Annotated in this window: 12 protein-coding genes and 1 pseudogene; 5 read left to right on the plus strand and 8 right to left on the minus strand. The window is 59.8% G+C overall.

Features of this window, described 5'->3' with window-relative positions; all coding sequences use genetic code 11:
- Window positions 1-465 precede the first annotated feature (465 nt).
- The 3 genes and pseudogenes from tsf to queG all read left to right on the plus strand — a co-directional run.
- Window positions 466-1,131: pseudogene (gene tsf, locus NW860_RS05470) on the plus strand (translation elongation factor Ts); the annotation flags it as partial.
- A gap of 195 nt (window positions 1,132-1,326) precedes the next feature.
- Entirely contained in the window at window positions 1,327-2,733 is a 1,407-nt protein-coding gene (locus tag NW860_RS05475) for an amidohydrolase (protein ID WP_414394025.1), read from the plus strand.
- Between the two features lie 29 nt (window positions 2,734-2,762).
- A complete protein-coding gene (gene queG, locus NW860_RS05480) occupies window positions 2,763-3,794 on the plus strand; it encodes a tRNA epoxyqueuosine(34) reductase QueG (protein WP_414404913.1) in 1,032 nt (343 codons plus the stop codon).
- A 110-nt stretch (window positions 3,795-3,904) separates the two neighbouring features.
- Here queG and dnaN read toward each other — a convergent pair whose 3' ends face one another.
- The 6 genes from dnaN to rnz all read right to left on the minus strand — a co-directional run bounded on the left by dnaN (window position 3,905) and on the right by rnz (window position 9,341).
- Window positions 3,905-5,242 carry a DNA polymerase III subunit beta gene (gene dnaN, locus NW860_RS05485; RefSeq protein WP_414512899.1) on the minus strand — a complete coding sequence of 446 codons (1,338 nt, stop codon included), beginning with the start codon at window positions 5,240-5,242 and terminating at the stop codon, window positions 3,905-3,907.
- A 631-nt stretch (window positions 5,243-5,873) separates the two neighbouring features.
- Window positions 5,874-6,968: a tRNA dihydrouridine synthase DusB gene (dusB, locus tag NW860_RS05490; protein ID WP_414404915.1), complete on the minus strand. Its 1,095-nt coding sequence runs from the start codon at window positions 6,966-6,968 to the stop codon at window positions 5,874-5,876.
- Between the two features lie 15 nt (window positions 6,969-6,983).
- Window positions 6,984-7,199, minus strand: a complete 216-nt coding sequence (gene rpsR / locus NW860_RS05495; protein WP_414394021.1) for a 30S ribosomal protein S18 — start codon at window positions 7,197-7,199, stop codon at window positions 6,984-6,986.
- Window positions 7,200-7,209: 10 nt separating this feature from the next.
- Window positions 7,210-7,404 (minus strand): 50S ribosomal protein L33, encoded by a 195-nt coding sequence (gene rpmG / locus NW860_RS05500; protein WP_414394020.1) that lies wholly within the window; start codon window positions 7,402-7,404, stop codon window positions 7,210-7,212.
- Window positions 7,405-7,489: 85 nt separating this feature from the next.
- Entirely contained in the window at window positions 7,490-8,344 is an 855-nt protein-coding gene (locus tag NW860_RS05505; RefSeq protein ID WP_414512902.1) for an RDD family protein, read from the minus strand.
- Between the two features lie 40 nt (window positions 8,345-8,384).
- A complete protein-coding gene (gene rnz, locus NW860_RS05510; RefSeq protein WP_414512947.1) occupies window positions 8,385-9,341 on the minus strand; it encodes a ribonuclease Z in 957 nt (318 codons plus the stop codon).
- 122 nt (window positions 9,342-9,463) lie between these two features.
- Here rnz and NW860_RS05515 point away from each other — a divergent pair, with 122 nt between their 5' ends.
- Window positions 9,464-9,817 carry a HesB/IscA family protein gene (locus NW860_RS05515; protein ID WP_414394017.1) on the plus strand — a complete coding sequence of 118 codons (354 nt, stop codon included), beginning with the start codon at window positions 9,464-9,466 and terminating at the stop codon, window positions 9,815-9,817.
- A gap of 6 nt (window positions 9,818-9,823) precedes the next feature.
- Here the strand turns inward: NW860_RS05515 and NW860_RS05520 are convergent, their stop codons facing one another.
- Both NW860_RS05520 and NW860_RS05525 read right to left on the minus strand, forming a co-directional pair.
- Window positions 9,824-11,008, minus strand: a complete 1,185-nt coding sequence (locus NW860_RS05520) for a response regulator (protein ID WP_414512904.1) — start codon at window positions 11,006-11,008, stop codon at window positions 9,824-9,826.
- A gap of 363 nt (window positions 11,009-11,371) precedes the next feature.
- Window positions 11,372-14,137, minus strand: a complete 2,766-nt coding sequence (locus NW860_RS05525) for a cation-translocating P-type ATPase (protein WP_414512906.1) — start codon at window positions 14,135-14,137, stop codon at window positions 11,372-11,374.
- 154 nt (window positions 14,138-14,291) lie between these two features.
- On the opposite strand from NW860_RS05525, the gene NW860_RS05530 reads away from it, so the two are divergent.
- Complete coding sequence (locus tag NW860_RS05530; RefSeq protein ID WP_414512908.1) at window positions 14,292-16,070, plus strand: flavin reductase; 1,779 nt, start codon at window positions 14,292-14,294, stop codon at window positions 16,068-16,070.
- The last annotated feature ends 2 nt before the right edge of the window (window positions 16,071-16,072 follow it).

Below are 16,072 nucleotides of genomic sequence, written 5' to 3' on the forward strand. Positions count from 1 at the left end.
ATTGTAGGCAAGCTGGCCGATGCCATCTACGAGGGGCGGCATGGGCAGCTCGACATCGGCGAAGAGGAGGAGTACGACTACGAGGGGGCTGTGGATCTAGAAGAAGACATTCTGGAAGACCTGGGAGACGAAGGGGAGGCCGACGAGGGCGAGTAGCCCCAAAGGGATTCCAGACCCCCCTGGCATTCCCTTGCCTCCTTTCTGCCCCTACCCTTGGGGAGCTAGGTTTAGAATTATTTCCCAGGGGAGCGGCTGACGAGCTTCGTAGGGGGAGAGGGAACCCCTCCCGTGCTAGGCTACAAGAGCAAATAGCTAGCGGCGCGGCGTACTCTGGGCGGCTGCTTTTGTAACCCAGCCTGGAGGTCTATGGTTGGCTTGCCAACTGTAGGGCTGCTCAAAGCCCCTAGCTTTAGCCAGGGGCAGTTTACACCCCACCATATCCTTTACTTTAGCTGAGGAACTCTCATGAGCGACACCAAGACCAGTGTCAAAATCGATCCCCAACTTGTCAAAAAACTGCGCGAAGAAACAGGCGCAGGCATGATGGATTGCAAAAAGGCCCTGGAAGAAGCTGGCGGCGACAGGGAGAAGGCTATCGTCTTGCTGCGCCAGAGGGGCTTAGCAGGAGCAGCCAAGAAGGCTGGCCGCATTACCGCTGAGGGAGTTGTCGATAGCTACATCCACTTCGGCAACCGGATCGGCGTTTTGGTAGAGGTCAACTGCGAGACCGACTTTGTAGCCCGTAACGAAGAGTTTAGAAAGCTGGTTCAGGACATCGCTAAGCAAATTGCCGCCTGCCAAAACGTGGAGTACGTCAGCATTGACCAGATCCCTCCTGAAGTGGTGGAGCGGGAGAAGGCCATCGAGATGGGCAAAGAGGATCTGGCTAGCAAGCCCGAGCATGTGCGGGAAAAAATTATCCAAGGTCGCCTTGAAAAGCGCCTGAAAGAGCTGTCTCTAATGGATCAGCCCTTCATCAAAGATCCCTCGATCACCGTAGAGGAATTGGTCAAGCAACACATCGCCAAGCTGGGAGAAAACATCCGGGTGCGGCGGTTTGCTCGCTTTGTCTTGGGAGAAGGAATTGAGAAAGAAAAGACGGATTTTGCCGCTGAGGTGGCTGCCCAGGCAGGTCTGAATCCAGCCGAGCCCCAGCCGACACCAGCGGAGACAGCTCCTCCCGAGCCTGCTGCAGGGGCTGCTGAGCCCGCAGCCGCCGAGGGCAAGCCTGCCAAGAAGGGCTCTACCAAGAAGAAATAGCCTCAGCCCAACTTTAGCCGCTAACCTTGGCGCGCTTGGCTCCGACGGCCTTTTCCTGTTCCCGCCATGAGCTACGTTTTGCGCAATGCGCTGATCCCCACTGCTAGCGGCTACGAGACGACAGATGTCCGCATTGAAGGGGAGCAAATCGCCGCTATCGGCAAGGGGTTGTTGGCAGGGGCGCCAGACAGCGTGGAACTGAACGCTGACAACAAGCTCCTGCTGCCGGGCTTTGTTAACGCCCACACCCATTCTTCCGAGCTGTGGCAGCGAGGGATCATCCCGCCCTACCCGCTGGAACTTTGGCTAGCGCAACTCCATGAGTACGCGCCGCCGGATCCAGAGAAGGTTTATCTCAGCGCCCTGGCGACGGCGGTGGAAACTCTGCTTAGCGGCGGCACGACTGTAGTGGATCACCTGATCCTCATTCCTGGCCAGGAGCTGGCCACCGTTGAGGCAGCCGTGCGGGCCTATCGGGAGGTCGGGATCCGCGCCTTCATTGGTCCGCTGCTTCAGGATCAGGCTCTCCCCGCTTGCCTGCCGGGTGGAGAAGGGGGGTCGGCAGCCTATCCCCTCTCTACCGCAGAGGTGTTGGCCATGCTGGAAGAGGCAATTCAAAAGTACCACCGGCCTGAGGAAGGCATCAGCCTAATGGTGGCCCCCACCGGCATTCAACTCTGCTCCGACCAGCTGTTCGAAGGCTGTGCTGAGCTCAGCCAGAAGTACAACCTGCCTCGCCACGCCCACCTCTTAGAAACCCGCGCCCAGCAGCTGCTGGCTCAGGAAAAGTACGGCTGTAGTGCTGTGGAGCATCTGGAGCGCCTGGGCTACCTAGACCGAAAAACTTCCCTAGCCCACTGCGTTTGGCTGACTGCAAGCGATATCGAGATCTTGGCCCGCACAGGCTCGACGGTTGTTCACAACCCCTTAAGCAACCTGCGCCTGGGCAGTGGCATTGCCCCTATTCTGAAATACCGCCAGGCGGGGGTCAACGTGGCCTTTGGCTGCGATGGAGCGGCCAGTAACGACTCCCAGGATCTCCTAGAGGCGATCAAAATCGGCACCATCCTGCACAACGTCACCGATCCCGACTACCGGCACTGGATCTCCCCCCGCGAGAGCGTTGAAATGGCCTCCCGTGGTGGGGCCATCGGCCTGGGGCTGGGGGACAAGCTGGGATCTCTGGAAGTGGGCAAGCAGGCTGACCTGGTGCTCTATGATCTCACCCAACTGTCGCTGCTACCTCGCACGGATCCTATTGGGCTACTGGTGCTGGGCCGGCCCACCCAAGCAGTCCACAGCGTCTGGATCAGGGGAAAACAAGTGGTGGCCGATGGCGAAGTAACGACGGTGGATGTAGCCAAGCTGCGGCAGGAGCTATTTCGACACAGCTCCTGGGATCCCTTCCGCCGCTCTCAGCAGGCAGCCCAGCTGGAGGCCCGCTACCGTCAGGTGATGGGTTTGCCGGGGTAGTCATGGCGGGGATCCCTGGGGAGTCAGAGATGGACTGGGCCAAAGCCACCGAGCAGGTGAAGCAACAGGCGCGGGCGCTGGGCTTTGACAAAGTCGGCATTGCCAGCGCGGCAAACCCTCCTGATTGGGCAGGTCTACGGGCCTGGCTGGCTGCCGGTATGGCTGCCGACATGGCCTGGATGGCGGATCCGCGGCGCCAGAATCTGGAGCTGGTGCTGCCGGGGGTACAATCCCTAATCTGTGTGGCCCTCAATTACTACACTCCCACCCCCCACAGCCGGGATCCGGCCAAAGGCAAGATCTCCCGCTACGCCTGGGGGCGAGATTATCACCGCGTGCTGGGACGGCGACTCAAACAGCTCCACCTTTGGATGCAAGCTCAATTTCCCAATTACCAGGGTCGCTTCTACGTAGACACTGGCCCGGTGGCAGAAAAGCCCTGGGCCATGCAGGCGGGCTTGGGTTGGATTGGCAAAAACAGCCTCCTGCTCACCCGCGAGTACGGCTCCTGGGTGTTTCTGGGAGTGATCCTGACCACTCTCAAGCTAGTTCCCGACCGTCCCCATACTGCCCACTGTGGCACCTGCACCCGCTGTCTGGAGGCCTGCCCTACCCAGGCCATCGTCAGCCCAGGGGTAGTGGATTCGCGCCGCTGCATTGCCTACCACACCCTGGAAAGCCACGCCGAGCGGATCCCTGCTGAGATTGCCCAGAACCTGCACAACTGGGTGGCCGGCTGCGACATCTGCCAGGAGGTTTGTCCTTGGAACCAGCGCTTTGCTCGGCCCAGTCCCCTTCCCGACTTTCAGCCTTACCCTTGGAATGTTGCCCCCGATCTCCAAGAACTGGCCCGGATTGGCGATGAGGAGTTCGACCGCCGGTTTCCCGCCTCTGCCCTGCGCCGGCTCAAGGCCCACCGACTGCGCCGCAACGCCCAAGCTGCCCTCCACGGAGATGCCGATTCGGCAGTAGGTGAGCCGGGATTAGATCGCCATCGAGTGGAGCCTCTAGAGCAGCCAGCGCAGCTCCCCAGCGCTACACTCTCAGGCCGCTCAGAGTAATGGACGAAGGTGATGGCTCATGTGCCCCTGAACTATGGACCAAGCCCGCCAGGTGGCCAACCAAGCGCCTCTCAGCCTGCTGAATGGCACTCTTCCAACCGCGAAACGCCCTAGGCTGCCCGCAGTTGTACTGGCATGACCAAATAGCAGAGGCGCATCGCCCCAATTGGCTTCCAAACGGCTGGCTGCGTGGCTCCGTTGAGCTCCAGGCTCACCTGCTGCGTGTGGAACACCTTGAGAGCCTCCAGCAGGTAGCGGACATTGAAGGCCACCTCGAGATCAGGGCCGGTCATCTGTACTGGCAGCAATTCCTCGCCACTGCCTACGTCGGGTGCCTCGGTGCTAATGCGTAGGGTTTGGGTTGCCGCAGAGAGACTGAGCTTGACGATGTCGTTCCGCCGGGCAGCAAACACCCCCACCCGCTCTAGGGACTCCACCAGGGGCCAACGCTCTAAGGTTACGTGTCGCTCGAACTGCTTGGGCAGCAGACGGTTGTAGTCGGGGTACTGGCCCTCCAAAAGGCGGCTGGTAATCCGCTGCTGGCACTGAGCGCTACTGGCGCCAGGGGGCAGAACAAATTGCACCTGCGACCGGTCAAACCGCAACTCCACCCTGGAGGCAACCGTTTGGGCGCTGAGGATGCGCTCCACCTCCCGCAGAGTTCGAGCAGGAATGGTGAAGTCAGGTCCTCCCCTGGATACCTCGACCGGGATTCCCTCAACTTCCACTTGGGCTATGGCCAGCCGATGTCCATCGGTAGCTGCAAACTCCAGCTGTGGCGGATCCCCTGGCACGAGCTTGACATGCACCCCTGTGAGCACCTGCTTGGTCTCGTCACTAGAGGCAGCAAAGAGGGTCTGGTCAATGCCCTGCAGTAGGCTCTCAATGGGCACCTCTAGAGCCTGCGCCGCGGGGTGTTCAAGGGACTCGCTCCCGCCGGGGCAAGCGGCAGCCACCTCGCTGGCAGCAGGGATCGCCACCTCCGGCAGGGTGGGGTACTCCTCTGCTGCAACACTGCGCAACTGGTACTGGCCAGCGGCTGAGGTGAGGAGGACACGCTCCTGAGCTTGGCTCAGGGTAACTGGGCCTCTAGGCAGACGGCTGACAATGTCGCCAAACAGCTTGGCTGGCAAAGCCAGGCGACCGGATGCCTTCACCTCCGCTTCAAACTCGCTGCGAATGCCTAAGCTGAGGTCAAAGCCAGTCAGCGCCACACGCTGCATTTCTGCACTGGCTTCTACCAGCACGTTGGCCAGAATCGGCAGGGCGGGGCGACTGGCAACCGCTCGCCCAACTGTTGCCAGGTGCTGGCTGAGCTCGGCTTGCTCACAGGTAAAGCAAAGGCTGCCGCTAGGACTCTCTCCCGCTTGGGGGAAGGGCTGGCCCATAGCGTCGTCAACGCCGTGGAGATCTCCAGACCCGCCGTCGCGCGGGGCAGACGCGAACATGGCAGCCCTGGATTCTCCCTCCACAGGACGCTGAGCTTGCACCATTGCGGGACTTGCGAGCTGAGTATGCCAATCCTAGCACCCACTCGCCCCAGGCGATCCCTTAGCTTGCACTCTCGCGCGCGAGGAAGATTACAAACCACGATCCCTACCCAATTTAAATTTTTTAGTAGTAGGGCCTGTGGAAATTGTGGAAATTGATTGCCCGACGATTAGCAAAGCCTTACGCCGCAAGCCTTTGAGCTTATTCCCTGCCTGTGGAAAATCTGTGGATAACTTGGGGGTCTTTTCCACAGGGTATTTATACCTTGTGGATAACCTAGGGTCTTTTTCCACAGGTTTTCCACAGTTTTCCAAAGTTTTCCACAAGTTTTCCACAGGCTGGCAAGGCGGGAGCCTGAAAAGTTTACAAAACTTAATGCTCTGCTCCTTGGGGATCCTCTAGACTGGGAAGCCGTAGCCTCAGGAGGGATCCCATCTAGGTTAGGGGCGACCTGGCAGGGATTGGCGAGGAGCCTTCTGGGAAAGCAGAAAATAGATTGGTAGCCTGCTCCCTTCAAGCAGCTAGGAGGGGAGGCCTGTGGGCAGCTAAGCTACCTCAGTACAGAGTGCTAAGGAAGGGGAAGGGTGGCTAAGCCAGAAGAGCTTCCTTGGTGGCAGCGTGTTCTCTCTCAAGAGCCTCACCCATTTCCTCATCCTCAGGCTCCGGAGCGGCATCTTGGCAATGCTTCATGGCCTGCAGCAGCAGCGCTTCTCCCTCTTGCAGCGTCTCGATGCGGCAGAGAAGGGCGCGAAAGTGGGAGGCGCCGGCAAAGCCTTTGACATACCAGGTCATGTGCTTGCGGGCCTGCCGGATCCCGCGCTCCCCCTTGTATTCCCAAAGCCCTCGCAGATGCTCCAAGGCTACTTGAATTCGCTCTAAGGGAGTAGCAGGCGGTCTCTCTTGCCCGGTCTTAAGGAAGTGATCGATCTCTCCCACTAGGAAGGGGTAGCCCATTGTGCCGCGGGAACACATCACCCCGTCAGCGCCGGTTTCTTCGAGACACTTCACGGCTGCAGCGGTGGAGAAGATGTCTCCATTGGCAATGACCGGGATGCGCAGACGTTCCTTAACGCGGCGGATCCACTCCCAGCGGGCTCTGCCGCTGAAGCCCTGGGCACGTGTCCGAGCGTGTACAGTAATAAGTTGGGCTCCTGCCTCCTGAAGGCGGTAGGCAAAATCCAAAATGTTAATCTCCTCGTCCGACCAGCCCAAGCGCGTTTTTACGGTAACGGGTACCTCTACTGCCTTGGCCACTGTCTCAACAATTTTTGCAGCGGTGTCTGGATCTCGCAGCAGGGAGGAGCCCCCACCGTTTCTGGTAATCTTATTTACCGGGCAGCCCATGTTGATATCCACCAGGGTTGCCCCTTCGTCCACAGCCATGCGAGCGGCTTCAGCTAGGAAATGGGGCCGGCAGTCAAACAACTGAATGCCGATGGGCTGCTCCCCCTCCCCCACCTCCATAACGCGGGGCAACTCGCGGGCATAGTGCAAGCCGATGGCACTGACCATCTCAGTGTAAACCATGCTTTGGGGGGCAAAACGGCGGACTAGCCGCCGGAAGACCATGTCGGTTACCCCTGATAGCGGTGCCTGAAAAACCCGACTGAAGATCTTCACTCCCCCAATCTCTAGGGGTTGGGCCATTCGGGCTTGCAACTGCGGTGAAAGCTGCAGGCTCATTAGAAGCCGACGCAACTACCCTTCTTTGTTGACAAAGTAAAGAAGGCCCAGGATGCGCGCCTGTTTGATCGCTTTGGAGACTTGCCGCTGCTGCTTGGCGGTTAGCCCCGTAATGCGGCGAGGCAGGATTTTGCCGCGCTCGGTTACGAACTTCTTGAGCAGCTCAACGTCAGTGTATCTAATGGGTTCTCCCGGCTTGATGGGAGACAAGCGACGGCGAACGTAAACCATAGCTCCAGAACTACTTGATCTCCTTGTGAAGAGTATGGCGGTTACACTTGGGACAGTATTTTCTCAGTTCCAAGCGACCGGGGGTGTTGCGGCGGTTTTTGGTAGTGGTGTAGCGGTTCACACCTGGAGAACGCTTGTTAACGTTGGTGCGGCACTCCGTACACTCCAGCGTAACGATGATGCGAGCGCCTTTTCCCTTGGCCATGGTGAATTCCTCTGCAGAGAGAGTACTAGGCTACCTCTCCAACCTCAACAGCCATGGTTGGAGAAGGGCTTGCGTGTAAGCGCAACTACCAATTATCCAACTTTTCTTTGAGGGAAGCAAGCCAGCTTTTAACTTGCTTGCTGGTCTGCTGGCGAAGGCTGCGGGTGTTGCGGCCAACATCCTGACGTAGGCGCCCTAGCTGGCTGGAGAGACCCCGTACTGCCTCGTTGCGCTGGGCTTTGCGCAGAAGATCCCGTGCAGCCAGTTTAACGTCCTCAGTAGCTTCTCCCTCGAGAATTTCTTGGAGCAGCCGTAGGACTTTTTCATCCAGGCGGTAGCCCTGCTCGGATTCCACCACTAGGGTGCGCCCGGCGCGGTCGTGGATGCTCTGGCGCTTTTCCTTGTCGAAGAAGGCAAACAGTCCGTCGGCAGCCAGCGGCACCAGCAGGGCTGCCGTGAGGATAAACAGCGAGAGCACTCCCTCGCGGGCCAAGGAGCGAACTAGGTGAGGTGAGGCCTCGGTTTCCGGATCCAGGGTTTTGAGGTTCAGCAGCCATTTGCCCAAGCTCTGGCCAGCGGGTCGAGATTGGAAGTAGCCGCGGTTCACCAGCCAAGTGGCAAAAAAGGCAATGTAGCCGGTCATGTCCACGGCAGCCGCATCGGCTCCTACCAGAGAAGCCAAGCCCTGCGCCAGGTAGGAAACCCCCAGTCCCAGCCCAAAATCTAGAGCAAAGGCGCCGACCCGTTTGCCCCAGGGAGCCAGTTTGGGCAGGGTTTCCTCATCCTGGGGAACCCTAGCTGCCTGGGGAGCCGATTGCTCGGCCTGTACAGGAGGCAGGGAGGTTGCTGGGGGCAAGGCGCTAAAGGTTTGCCACTCGCTGGCGCTTTGGTCCAGTTGTTCGGTTTTGGGCCGTTCGAAATAGGGTCTGGGATCCGTCATCGCTGGTTGGGACAGTTTTTACCATTCTAGCGAGGCAAACCTACACCTCCAGCGCTAGGGGAACAGGGCTGCGGCGAGGGATCTCGTAGGTCATCCGATCCCGAGCCAGGAGGGTGTTGGGAAAAATGGCCCGGGCTTCGGCCAGCAGGTCTTCCAAAGTGATGGGGCCATCCGAGGTGTAGCGAGGGCTGAAGTGGGTGAGGATGAGGGTTTGGGCTTTGGCCTCGGCAGCCACCCGCGCAGCCATGGCAGCAGTGGAGTGCTTGGCGCGATGGGCCAAGTCGCGATCGGCTTCGGCATAGGTGGCCTCGTGGATGACCAGATCGGCGGCGCGAGAGAGGTCAACGGCGTTGCGGCAGAAAGTCGTGTCGGTGCAATAGGAGAACTTGCGGCCTGGAATGGGATCCCCCACGTAGTCTCGTCCGTGGAGCCAGCGGCCTTGCCAGAAGATGGATTGCCCAGCTTTGAGCTGGCCGTAGAGGGGGCCAGGTGGGATTCCATCCGCTTGGGCCTTGGCCACGTTAAAAGTGCCTGGTCGGTCCTGTTCCACCACGCGGTAGCCAAAGGCAGGCACCCGGTGATCCAGGGGCGCGCAAAAGACCCAGTACTCCGGATCCTGGAGAATGAGACCTGTCTCTACGGTGTGAACCCGAAAGGAATAGGGGATCCGCGTCTCGCTATATCGCAGCACCGCCTTCAGATACTCTTCCAGGCCGGGGGGACCGTAGATGTCGATGTGTTGGGGGGTGCTGCCCAGGCCGCAGGAAGCCAACAGTCCCGGCAGGCCGTAGATGTGGTCCCCGTGCATGTGAGTGATGAAAATGCGGCGCAACTGGCTGGGGCGCAGCTCGTCTAAGCGCAGGAGCTGGTGTTGGGTGCCCTCGCCACAATCAAACAGCCACCATTCCGACCGCTGCGGAAACTGCACCGCCACTCCTGACACATTGCGCTGGCGGGTGGGCATGCCGGAGCTGGTACCCAGAAAGGTAACCCGGATGGCGTTAGGATCCGTCACAAGGGTCAAACGTCGACAACGTTAAGGAACGGGATCCCTAGCTTATCAACTGTTTCCGCCTGGAAAGGATTGTTAGGATAGGGGTACGTGTCAGCTTTCCCGCCATGATCACCTTGACCGATAGCGCCATCCAAGAGCTAAAGCGCCTGCGCAGCAAGTACGAGAAAGAGGGATCCCAGCCCATTCTGCGCCTGGGGGTTAAGCCCAGCGGCTGCTCTGGCCTCTCCTATGTGATGAACTTTGAGTCCCAGGCCAACCCCGACGATCACACCTTCGACTTTGGGGATCTCCGGGTGGCGGTGGATCCCTTGAGCATGACCCTGCTCCAGGGCCTCACTGTCGACTTTTCCGAAGATCTGTTGGGGGGTGGCTTCAAATTCAAGAATCCCAATGCCGTGGCTACCTGCGGCTGCGGCACTTCCTTTGCCACTGCTGAAACTGCTGCTGTCGGCCATTAGGGGGCCTCAAGGATTGGATGGCACTAGACTGGGCAGGCGTAGTACAAACCAGGTCCACCCCTTTTGGCTAGTGACCTGGATGTGGCCCCGCAGATACTCCACCCACTGCTTCACCAAAGCCAGCCCCAAACCGCTGCCTGGCTGGACCCAGGGATCCGTGGTGGGCACGCGGTAAAAGGGCTCGAAAATGTGGGGCAAGTGTTCGGGCTCAATCTGAGCACTGTTACCGACCCTAAACTCGACCCCTCCAGGAATCGACTGGATCTCTAGACAGATAGTGCCACCTGGCTGGGTAAACTTGCAGGCATTGCTCAGCAGTTCTTTGAGAACCTGATCCAGGAGCTGCGGATGGCTGTAAAATCCCGAGGCAGGCGGGTGCAGATCCCCAACCTGTAGCGTGAGGGAGTGGGCCTGCGCACATTGCCGTGCCGACTCGAGCAAGCTCTGCCAAAAGCTGGGCAGATCAATGGCCGCAACGGCAGAGCCCCACTCTTTCCCTTGCAGACCCTGCAGAGCCAACAGGCGGTCGATAAGATGGATTTCGACCTCGCACTCCTGCAGGGCAATGTCCCGGTACTGCCGCTGCTTCTCGTTGAGGGAGGTGCGGCCCAGGAGTTCCAAGGCTAGTCTGATTTTGGTTAAGGGCGTGCGCAGCTCGTGGGAGACCGCGGCCAAAAAGTGGTCTTTGAGGCGGTTGAGCTGCTCCAAATCTGCTACCTGGCAGGCCAGTTGAGCAGTGCGCTCCTTCACCTTGGCTTCCAGTTCTTGGTTAAGCTGTTGTAGACGGCGTTGGGCCTGGCTAACTTGCAGCAAGTGGCGCAGCCGCCGCTTCAGAACTGACCAGTGGATAGGCTTAGGGATGTAGTCACTGGCTCCTGCAGCAAAAGCCTCGTTGACAAAAGCTTCGTCTTCCAAAGCGGTGACGATTAAAATCGGCATGTCAGGGTTTTGGGCATGGAGGCGGCGGCAGCACTCAAACCCATCTAGGCCCGGCATCACCGCATCCAGGAGTACTATATCTGGCTGGTAGCGGCTTGCAGCTTCTAGGCAGGCTATGCCGCTGTCGGCTTCTAGGATGTGGTAGCCTTCTCGCTCCAGGGCGTAACGAGCCAAAAGCCGCTGGCTGGGATCATCGTCCACAATTAGGAGAAGAAGTCCCTTCTCCGCGGAAGCGGAGTTAGATCCAGTCAAAAGACCAACCTCAAGCTCCCGCATGGGCACCTGGATGGAGAAGAAAGAGGTTTTGGCACAGCAGCCGACAGCTCGAGGATAACCCGCGAGTACTTGGCTCCCAGCCGTCGGAGAAACTTCTTTACAGATTTGGCCAAGGGCCTTGGCCCCTAGGGTGCTGCTGCCCTTGAGACGATGAGCCACTGGGCCACAGCTTGGGCATCTTGCTGCTAGGGATCCCAGCGGGGCTTGGCTGGCTTGCCGGATCTCCTGGCAGGGGTTTCCGAAGGATCCGTAGGCTGGCCAAAACAACAACTGTCACTTCTGAAGCAAAAAAGTTCCCCTACCCCTCTGAGAGGGGTGTAGACTCCCTGGCTTTTCTGCTCAAGGGGTTTGACGGGAACCCTGGCGCCAGCGGCGGTAGAGTTTTTCCAGATCTACCCAGACCATCACCACGGTGCTAAAGCCCATGCAAATGAGCAGTTCTGAAAGGGTCAACTCTTCCGTCCCGAAAAAGCTGCGCAGGAAGGGCACATAGAGCAGGGCCAACTGCAGCAGCAAAGTGGCCAACACAGCCCCCAGCAGGTAGGGATTGGAAAAGGGGTTGAGCTCGATGGTCAGCTTGTCATTGGAGCGAGCCGCCAGCGCATGGCCCATCTGAGCAATACACAGGGTGGTAAAGACCATCGTGCGCCAGTGGGGGATATGGGCTTTCACGATGGCCATCATCAGGATCGTGGAGATGGCAAAGACCACGCCGACGCGCACCATGTAGGCTCCCAGCCCCTGGGCGAAGATGCTTTCCTTGGGGTTGAAGGGAGGGCTCTGCATCACCCCCGGCTCTGCTGGCTCCATTGCCAAAGCCAAAGCCGGCAGGCCGTCGGTTACCAAGTTCATCCACAGGATCTGCAGGGGCGTCAGCGGCACGTCCTCTAGGCCCAGGAGAGGTGTAGCCGCCACAGTCAACACCTCGCCGATGTTGCTGCCCAAGATGTATTTCACAAAACGGCGGATGTTGTTGTAGACCACCCGTCCTTCTTCAATGGCCGCCACGATGGTGGCAAAGTTGTCGTCCAAAAGCACCATGTCGCTGGCCTCTTTGCTTACATCGGTGCCGGTAATGCCCATGGCAATGCCGATATCTGCTTGGCGCAGGGCAGGGGCGTCGTTGACCCCATCCCCCGTCATGGCCACAAACTGGTTTTGTTTCTGCAGGGCCTGCACGATGCGCAGCTTGTGCTCGGGGGCCACGCGGGCATAGACGTTGACCCTTTGCACCGTCTGCAGCAGCTCCTCAAAGCTAAGGCGGGAGAGGGTGCGCCCATCAATGGCCTGGCTCTCGGAGTCGAGAATGCCCAGCTCGCGGGCAATGGCTATGGCAGTGAGTTGGTGATCGCCGGTTACCATGAGGGTGCGGATCCCGGCCTGGCGGCAGCGGGCTACGGCTTCCCGCGCTTCGGGCCGAGGGGGATCGTACATGCCCACTAGGCCCAGCCACACCAAGTTGCGCTCAATCTCCTCGAGGTTCTCCGGGATCCCCTGCAGCCGCTGGGTGGCCACCCCCAAAACCCGGATGCCCTGGGCCGCCAAACGGTTGTTGGCAGCCAGAATGGCTTGTCGATCGGCTTCTGACAGCGCCTGCCAGGTTCCACTCTTCTGGATATAGGCACACTGCTCCAGCACCAGCTCAGCGGATCCCTTGACGTAGACGCCGTAGCTGCCCTCCTCTTGCACCACCACGCTCATGCGCTTGCGCTCCGAGCTAAAAGGGATCTCCTGCACCCGCGGGTGCTGCTCCTGCAAAGAAGCTTTCTGCAGATTGGCCTTGGCAGCAGCCACCAGCAGGGCGGCTTCCGTGGGATCCCCCAGGATCGACCAGGTGGGGGCAGCGCCACGCTGGGCTGGGAGGGTAGCTTGCAACAGGGCGTCGTTGCAGAAGACCACAGCCCTGAGAAGGGCCTGCAAATCGGGGGCGCTCTGGGGATCGATGGCCTGGCCGCCGCAGTAGAAGGATCCCTTGGGAATGTAGCCAGTGCCGCTGACGTGGTAGTGGCGGTCGGGAGTGAGGATGTCGGTGACCACCATTTTGTTTTCGGTGAGGGTGCCGGTTTTGTCGGAGCAGATGGTGGTGACGGATCCCAGAGTCTCCACGGCTGGCAGGCGGCGGATGAGGGCGTTGCGGCGCACCATGCGCTGGGTTCCAATAGCCAAGGTAACCGTGGTTACAGCCGGCAGCCCTTCCGGCACCACCGCCACGGCCATGCTGAGGGAAGTTTCCAGCAGCGAGGTGAAAGGCGCTAGGCTTCTGGCCTGCAGCAGCCCAACGATCACCACTAGAGCCACCAAGACCAGGGATCCCGACACCAGCACATTGCCCAACTGGCTCATGCGCCGCTGCAGGGGAGTGGGCTCGTTTTCTACTGCTTGGAGCAGCTTGGCCACCTTGCCCAGCTCCGTGTTCATGCCGGTGGCCGTAACCAAGAGGATCCCTCGCCCCTGGAGCACCTCGGTGCCCATGAAGGCCATGTTGCGCCGCTCTCCGAGCTCAGTTTCCTCGGGGAGGACACAATCGGCCTGCTTGGTAACCGGCACCGCCTCCCCCGTCAAAGCCGCCTCCCGCACCTGGAGGTTGACTGCTTCCACCAAGCGCCCGTCGGCTGGGATTTGCACTCCGGCTTCCAGCAGCACCCGATCCCCTGGCACCAACTGGTTAGCAGGGATCTCCTGCCACAGGCCGTCCCGCTGCACCCGCACGCTGGGGGAGGCCAGTTTTTTCAGGGTGGCCAGCGCCTTTTCCGCGCGGCTTTCTTGCAAGTAGCCCAGCAAGCCATTGAGACCCACCACCAGCAGAATGGCCAGGGCGTCCTTAGGAAACTCTCCCTTTTGCAGATCCAGAAGGGCTGAGATCGCCGCCACGGCGATCAGCATCAGCAGCATGACGTTGCGGAATTGGTCCAGGAAGAGCTGCCAGGCACTGCGGCCAGGGGAGGAGATCAGCTCGTTGGGGCCGTATTCCCGCTGCCTTTGGGTAACCTGCTGGCTAGTCAGGCCACAGTCGGGGTCGCTTTGCAACTTCTGGATAACATCCGGAAGAGGCAGGCTATGCCAAGCAGGGGCATCCGAATGAGGAGATCCAGCAGCTTGGATCATGGAGACACTCAGGGTCAATGGACAAATTGTACGTTAGCTGTTGTCAGCCCTCTGATCCCGCTCCAGTAGCGGGTCTTTCGAAGTTTTCCAAAGAGGATCCCAGTCTCGCTGATTTCGTGGCAAGGTGGGGACAGATGCCGCATCGGAGGCTGCTATGGAGAGCAAGACTCCTGCTCGCGATGTCCAGGTGGCCACCATTGGCCCCTCTACCCTGGTTTTTCGCTCCCGCACCTGGAATCGCCTAAAGTTTGAGCTGGAATATGCCCGGCAGCGGGGCACCACGGCTAATAGTTATCTCATCCAGGCGCGGCAGACCTTGCTCATCGATCCCCCAGGAGAATCCTTTACCGACATCTTCTTGGAGGAGCTGGCCCAACACCAGTACCTGCAGCGGCTGGACTTTATCCTACTGAGCCACGTCAACTTCAACCGCATCGCCACCCTCAAAGCGCTTCTGCCGCTGGCTCCCTATGCGGTGGTGCTCTGCTCTAAGCCCGGATCCCTCACCCTGCGAGCGGCCTTTGAAGGCATGGAATCCCCAACTCCTAGCCGTGACGAAGAGGAGGCTGCCGATTTTGGCATTGCCTACGGAGCTAACCAGTCCTTTCGCCTGCGCGTGATCCGAGATGGGGATCGCCTGGATCTGGGGGAAGGCCATGAGTTGCATTTTCGCACTGTGCCCACGCCCCGCCACCCCGACGCCCTCTGCACCTACGATCCGGCCACGGGGATCCTCTTTACCGACAAGCTGTTTGGCGCTCATGTGTGCGACGAGCAGGTGTTCGACGAGCATTGGCGGCAGCTCAGCGAAGACCGCCGCTACTACTTTGACTGCCTGCACCGTAGCCAAGCGCCCCAGGTGAAGGCAGCCCTAGCCAAGTTGGAAGAATTCCCCGCCCAAATCTACGCCCCTGCCCACGGCCCCCTGGTGCGCCACAGCCTGCGACGGCTGCGCTTGGATTACCACCTGTGGTGCGAGGAGAATCCCCTGGAGCAGCGGGTAGCTCTCCTGTACACCTCCGCCTACGGGAACACCGGCCTGATGGCGGTGGCTATTGCCCAAGGCTTGGAGCGGGCGGGAGTTACCGTGGAGCGGATTAACTGCGAATGGGCCACTCCTGAAGAGATTGCCCAAGCCCTAGAGCGCTGCCAGGGGTTCATTATCGGATCCCCCACCTTGGCCGGCCATCCTCCAGTTCAAATCCAAACAGCCCTGGGCATCATTCTCTCTTCCGTTCCCACCACCAAGCTGGCCGGGGTCTTTGGCTCCTACGGCTGGAGCGGCGAAGCCGTGGATCTCATTGAGAGCAAGTTGCTCAATGCCGGCTTTACCCTGGGGTTTGCAACCATCCGCGCTAGGTTCAAGCCTACCCATGCAATCCTGGAAGCCTGTCAGGAGGCGGGATCCCAGTTTGCCCAAGCCTTGCGCAAGGCCAAGCGAGCCCGCACCTCCCGCCAAGGGGGTGTTGAAGCGCAGGCGGATCGGCTAGTGCAGGCCTTCAGCCGGGTAGTGGGATCCCTCTGCGTGGTTACCGCCCTGCAAGATGGGATCCCGCGCGGCTTTCTCACCTGGTCAGTGGCCCAGGCCAGCTTCAACCCCCCAGGCCTTACCCTCTCTGTGAGCAAGGAAAGCGAGGCAGAGTTGCTTACCCGTCCCCAGGTGCCCTTTGTACTCAACATTTTGCGGGAGGGCAAAAGCAGCAGCCTGCAGCGGCACTTTCAACGGCCTCAACGCCCTGGCGAAGATCGCTTTGCCGGTCTAGCCATCGCCACTGCCGAGAATGGCTGCCCGATCCTTTTGGATGCCCTGGCTTACCTAGAGTGCCGTGTCAAAAGTTGGATGGAGTGTGGCGATCGCTACCTAGTCTATGCCGAGGCAGAGCGCGGCAAGGTGCTGGATCCCACGGGAGTTACCGCCATGCGGCGCGGGTAGAG

The organism is Synechococcus sp. F70.1, from assembly GCF_047502745.1.
Classification (GTDB): domain Bacteria; phylum Cyanobacteriota; class Cyanobacteriia; order Thermostichales; family Thermostichaceae; genus Thermostichus.

What these genes read in the sequence shown, in the direction of transcription:
- NW860_RS05475 (WP_414394025.1), top strand. Translation starts at nt 1,327, where the DNA reads ATGAGCTACGTTTTGCGCAATGCGCTGATCCCCACTGCTAGCGGCTAC.
- queG (WP_414404913.1), top strand. Translation starts at nt 2,763, where the DNA reads ATGGACTGGGCCAAAGCCACCGAGCAGGTGAAGCAACAGGCGCGGGCG.
- dnaN (WP_414512899.1), bottom strand. Translation starts at nt 5,242, where the DNA reads ATGTTCGCGTCTGCCCCGCGCGACGGCGGGTCTGGAGATCTCCACGGC.
- dusB (WP_414404915.1), bottom strand. Translation starts at nt 6,968, where the DNA reads ATGAGCCTGCAGCTTTCACCGCAGTTGCAAGCCCGAATGGCCCAACCC.
- rpsR (WP_414394021.1), bottom strand. Translation starts at nt 7,199, where the DNA reads ATGGTTTACGTTCGCCGTCGCTTGTCTCCCATCAAGCCGGGAGAACCC.
- rpmG (WP_414394020.1), bottom strand. Translation starts at nt 7,404, where the DNA reads ATGGCCAAGGGAAAAGGCGCTCGCATCATCGTTACGCTGGAGTGTACG.
- NW860_RS05505 (WP_414512902.1), bottom strand. Translation starts at nt 8,344, where the DNA reads ATGACGGATCCCAGACCCTATTTCGAACGGCCCAAAACCGAACAACTG.
- NW860_RS05515 (WP_414394017.1), top strand. Translation starts at nt 9,464, where the DNA reads ATGATCACCTTGACCGATAGCGCCATCCAAGAGCTAAAGCGCCTGCGC.
- NW860_RS05525 (WP_414512906.1), bottom strand. Translation starts at nt 14,137, where the DNA reads ATGATCCAAGCTGCTGGATCTCCTCATTCGGATGCCCCTGCTTGGCAT.
- NW860_RS05530 (WP_414512908.1), top strand. Translation starts at nt 14,292, where the DNA reads ATGGAGAGCAAGACTCCTGCTCGCGATGTCCAGGTGGCCACCATTGGC.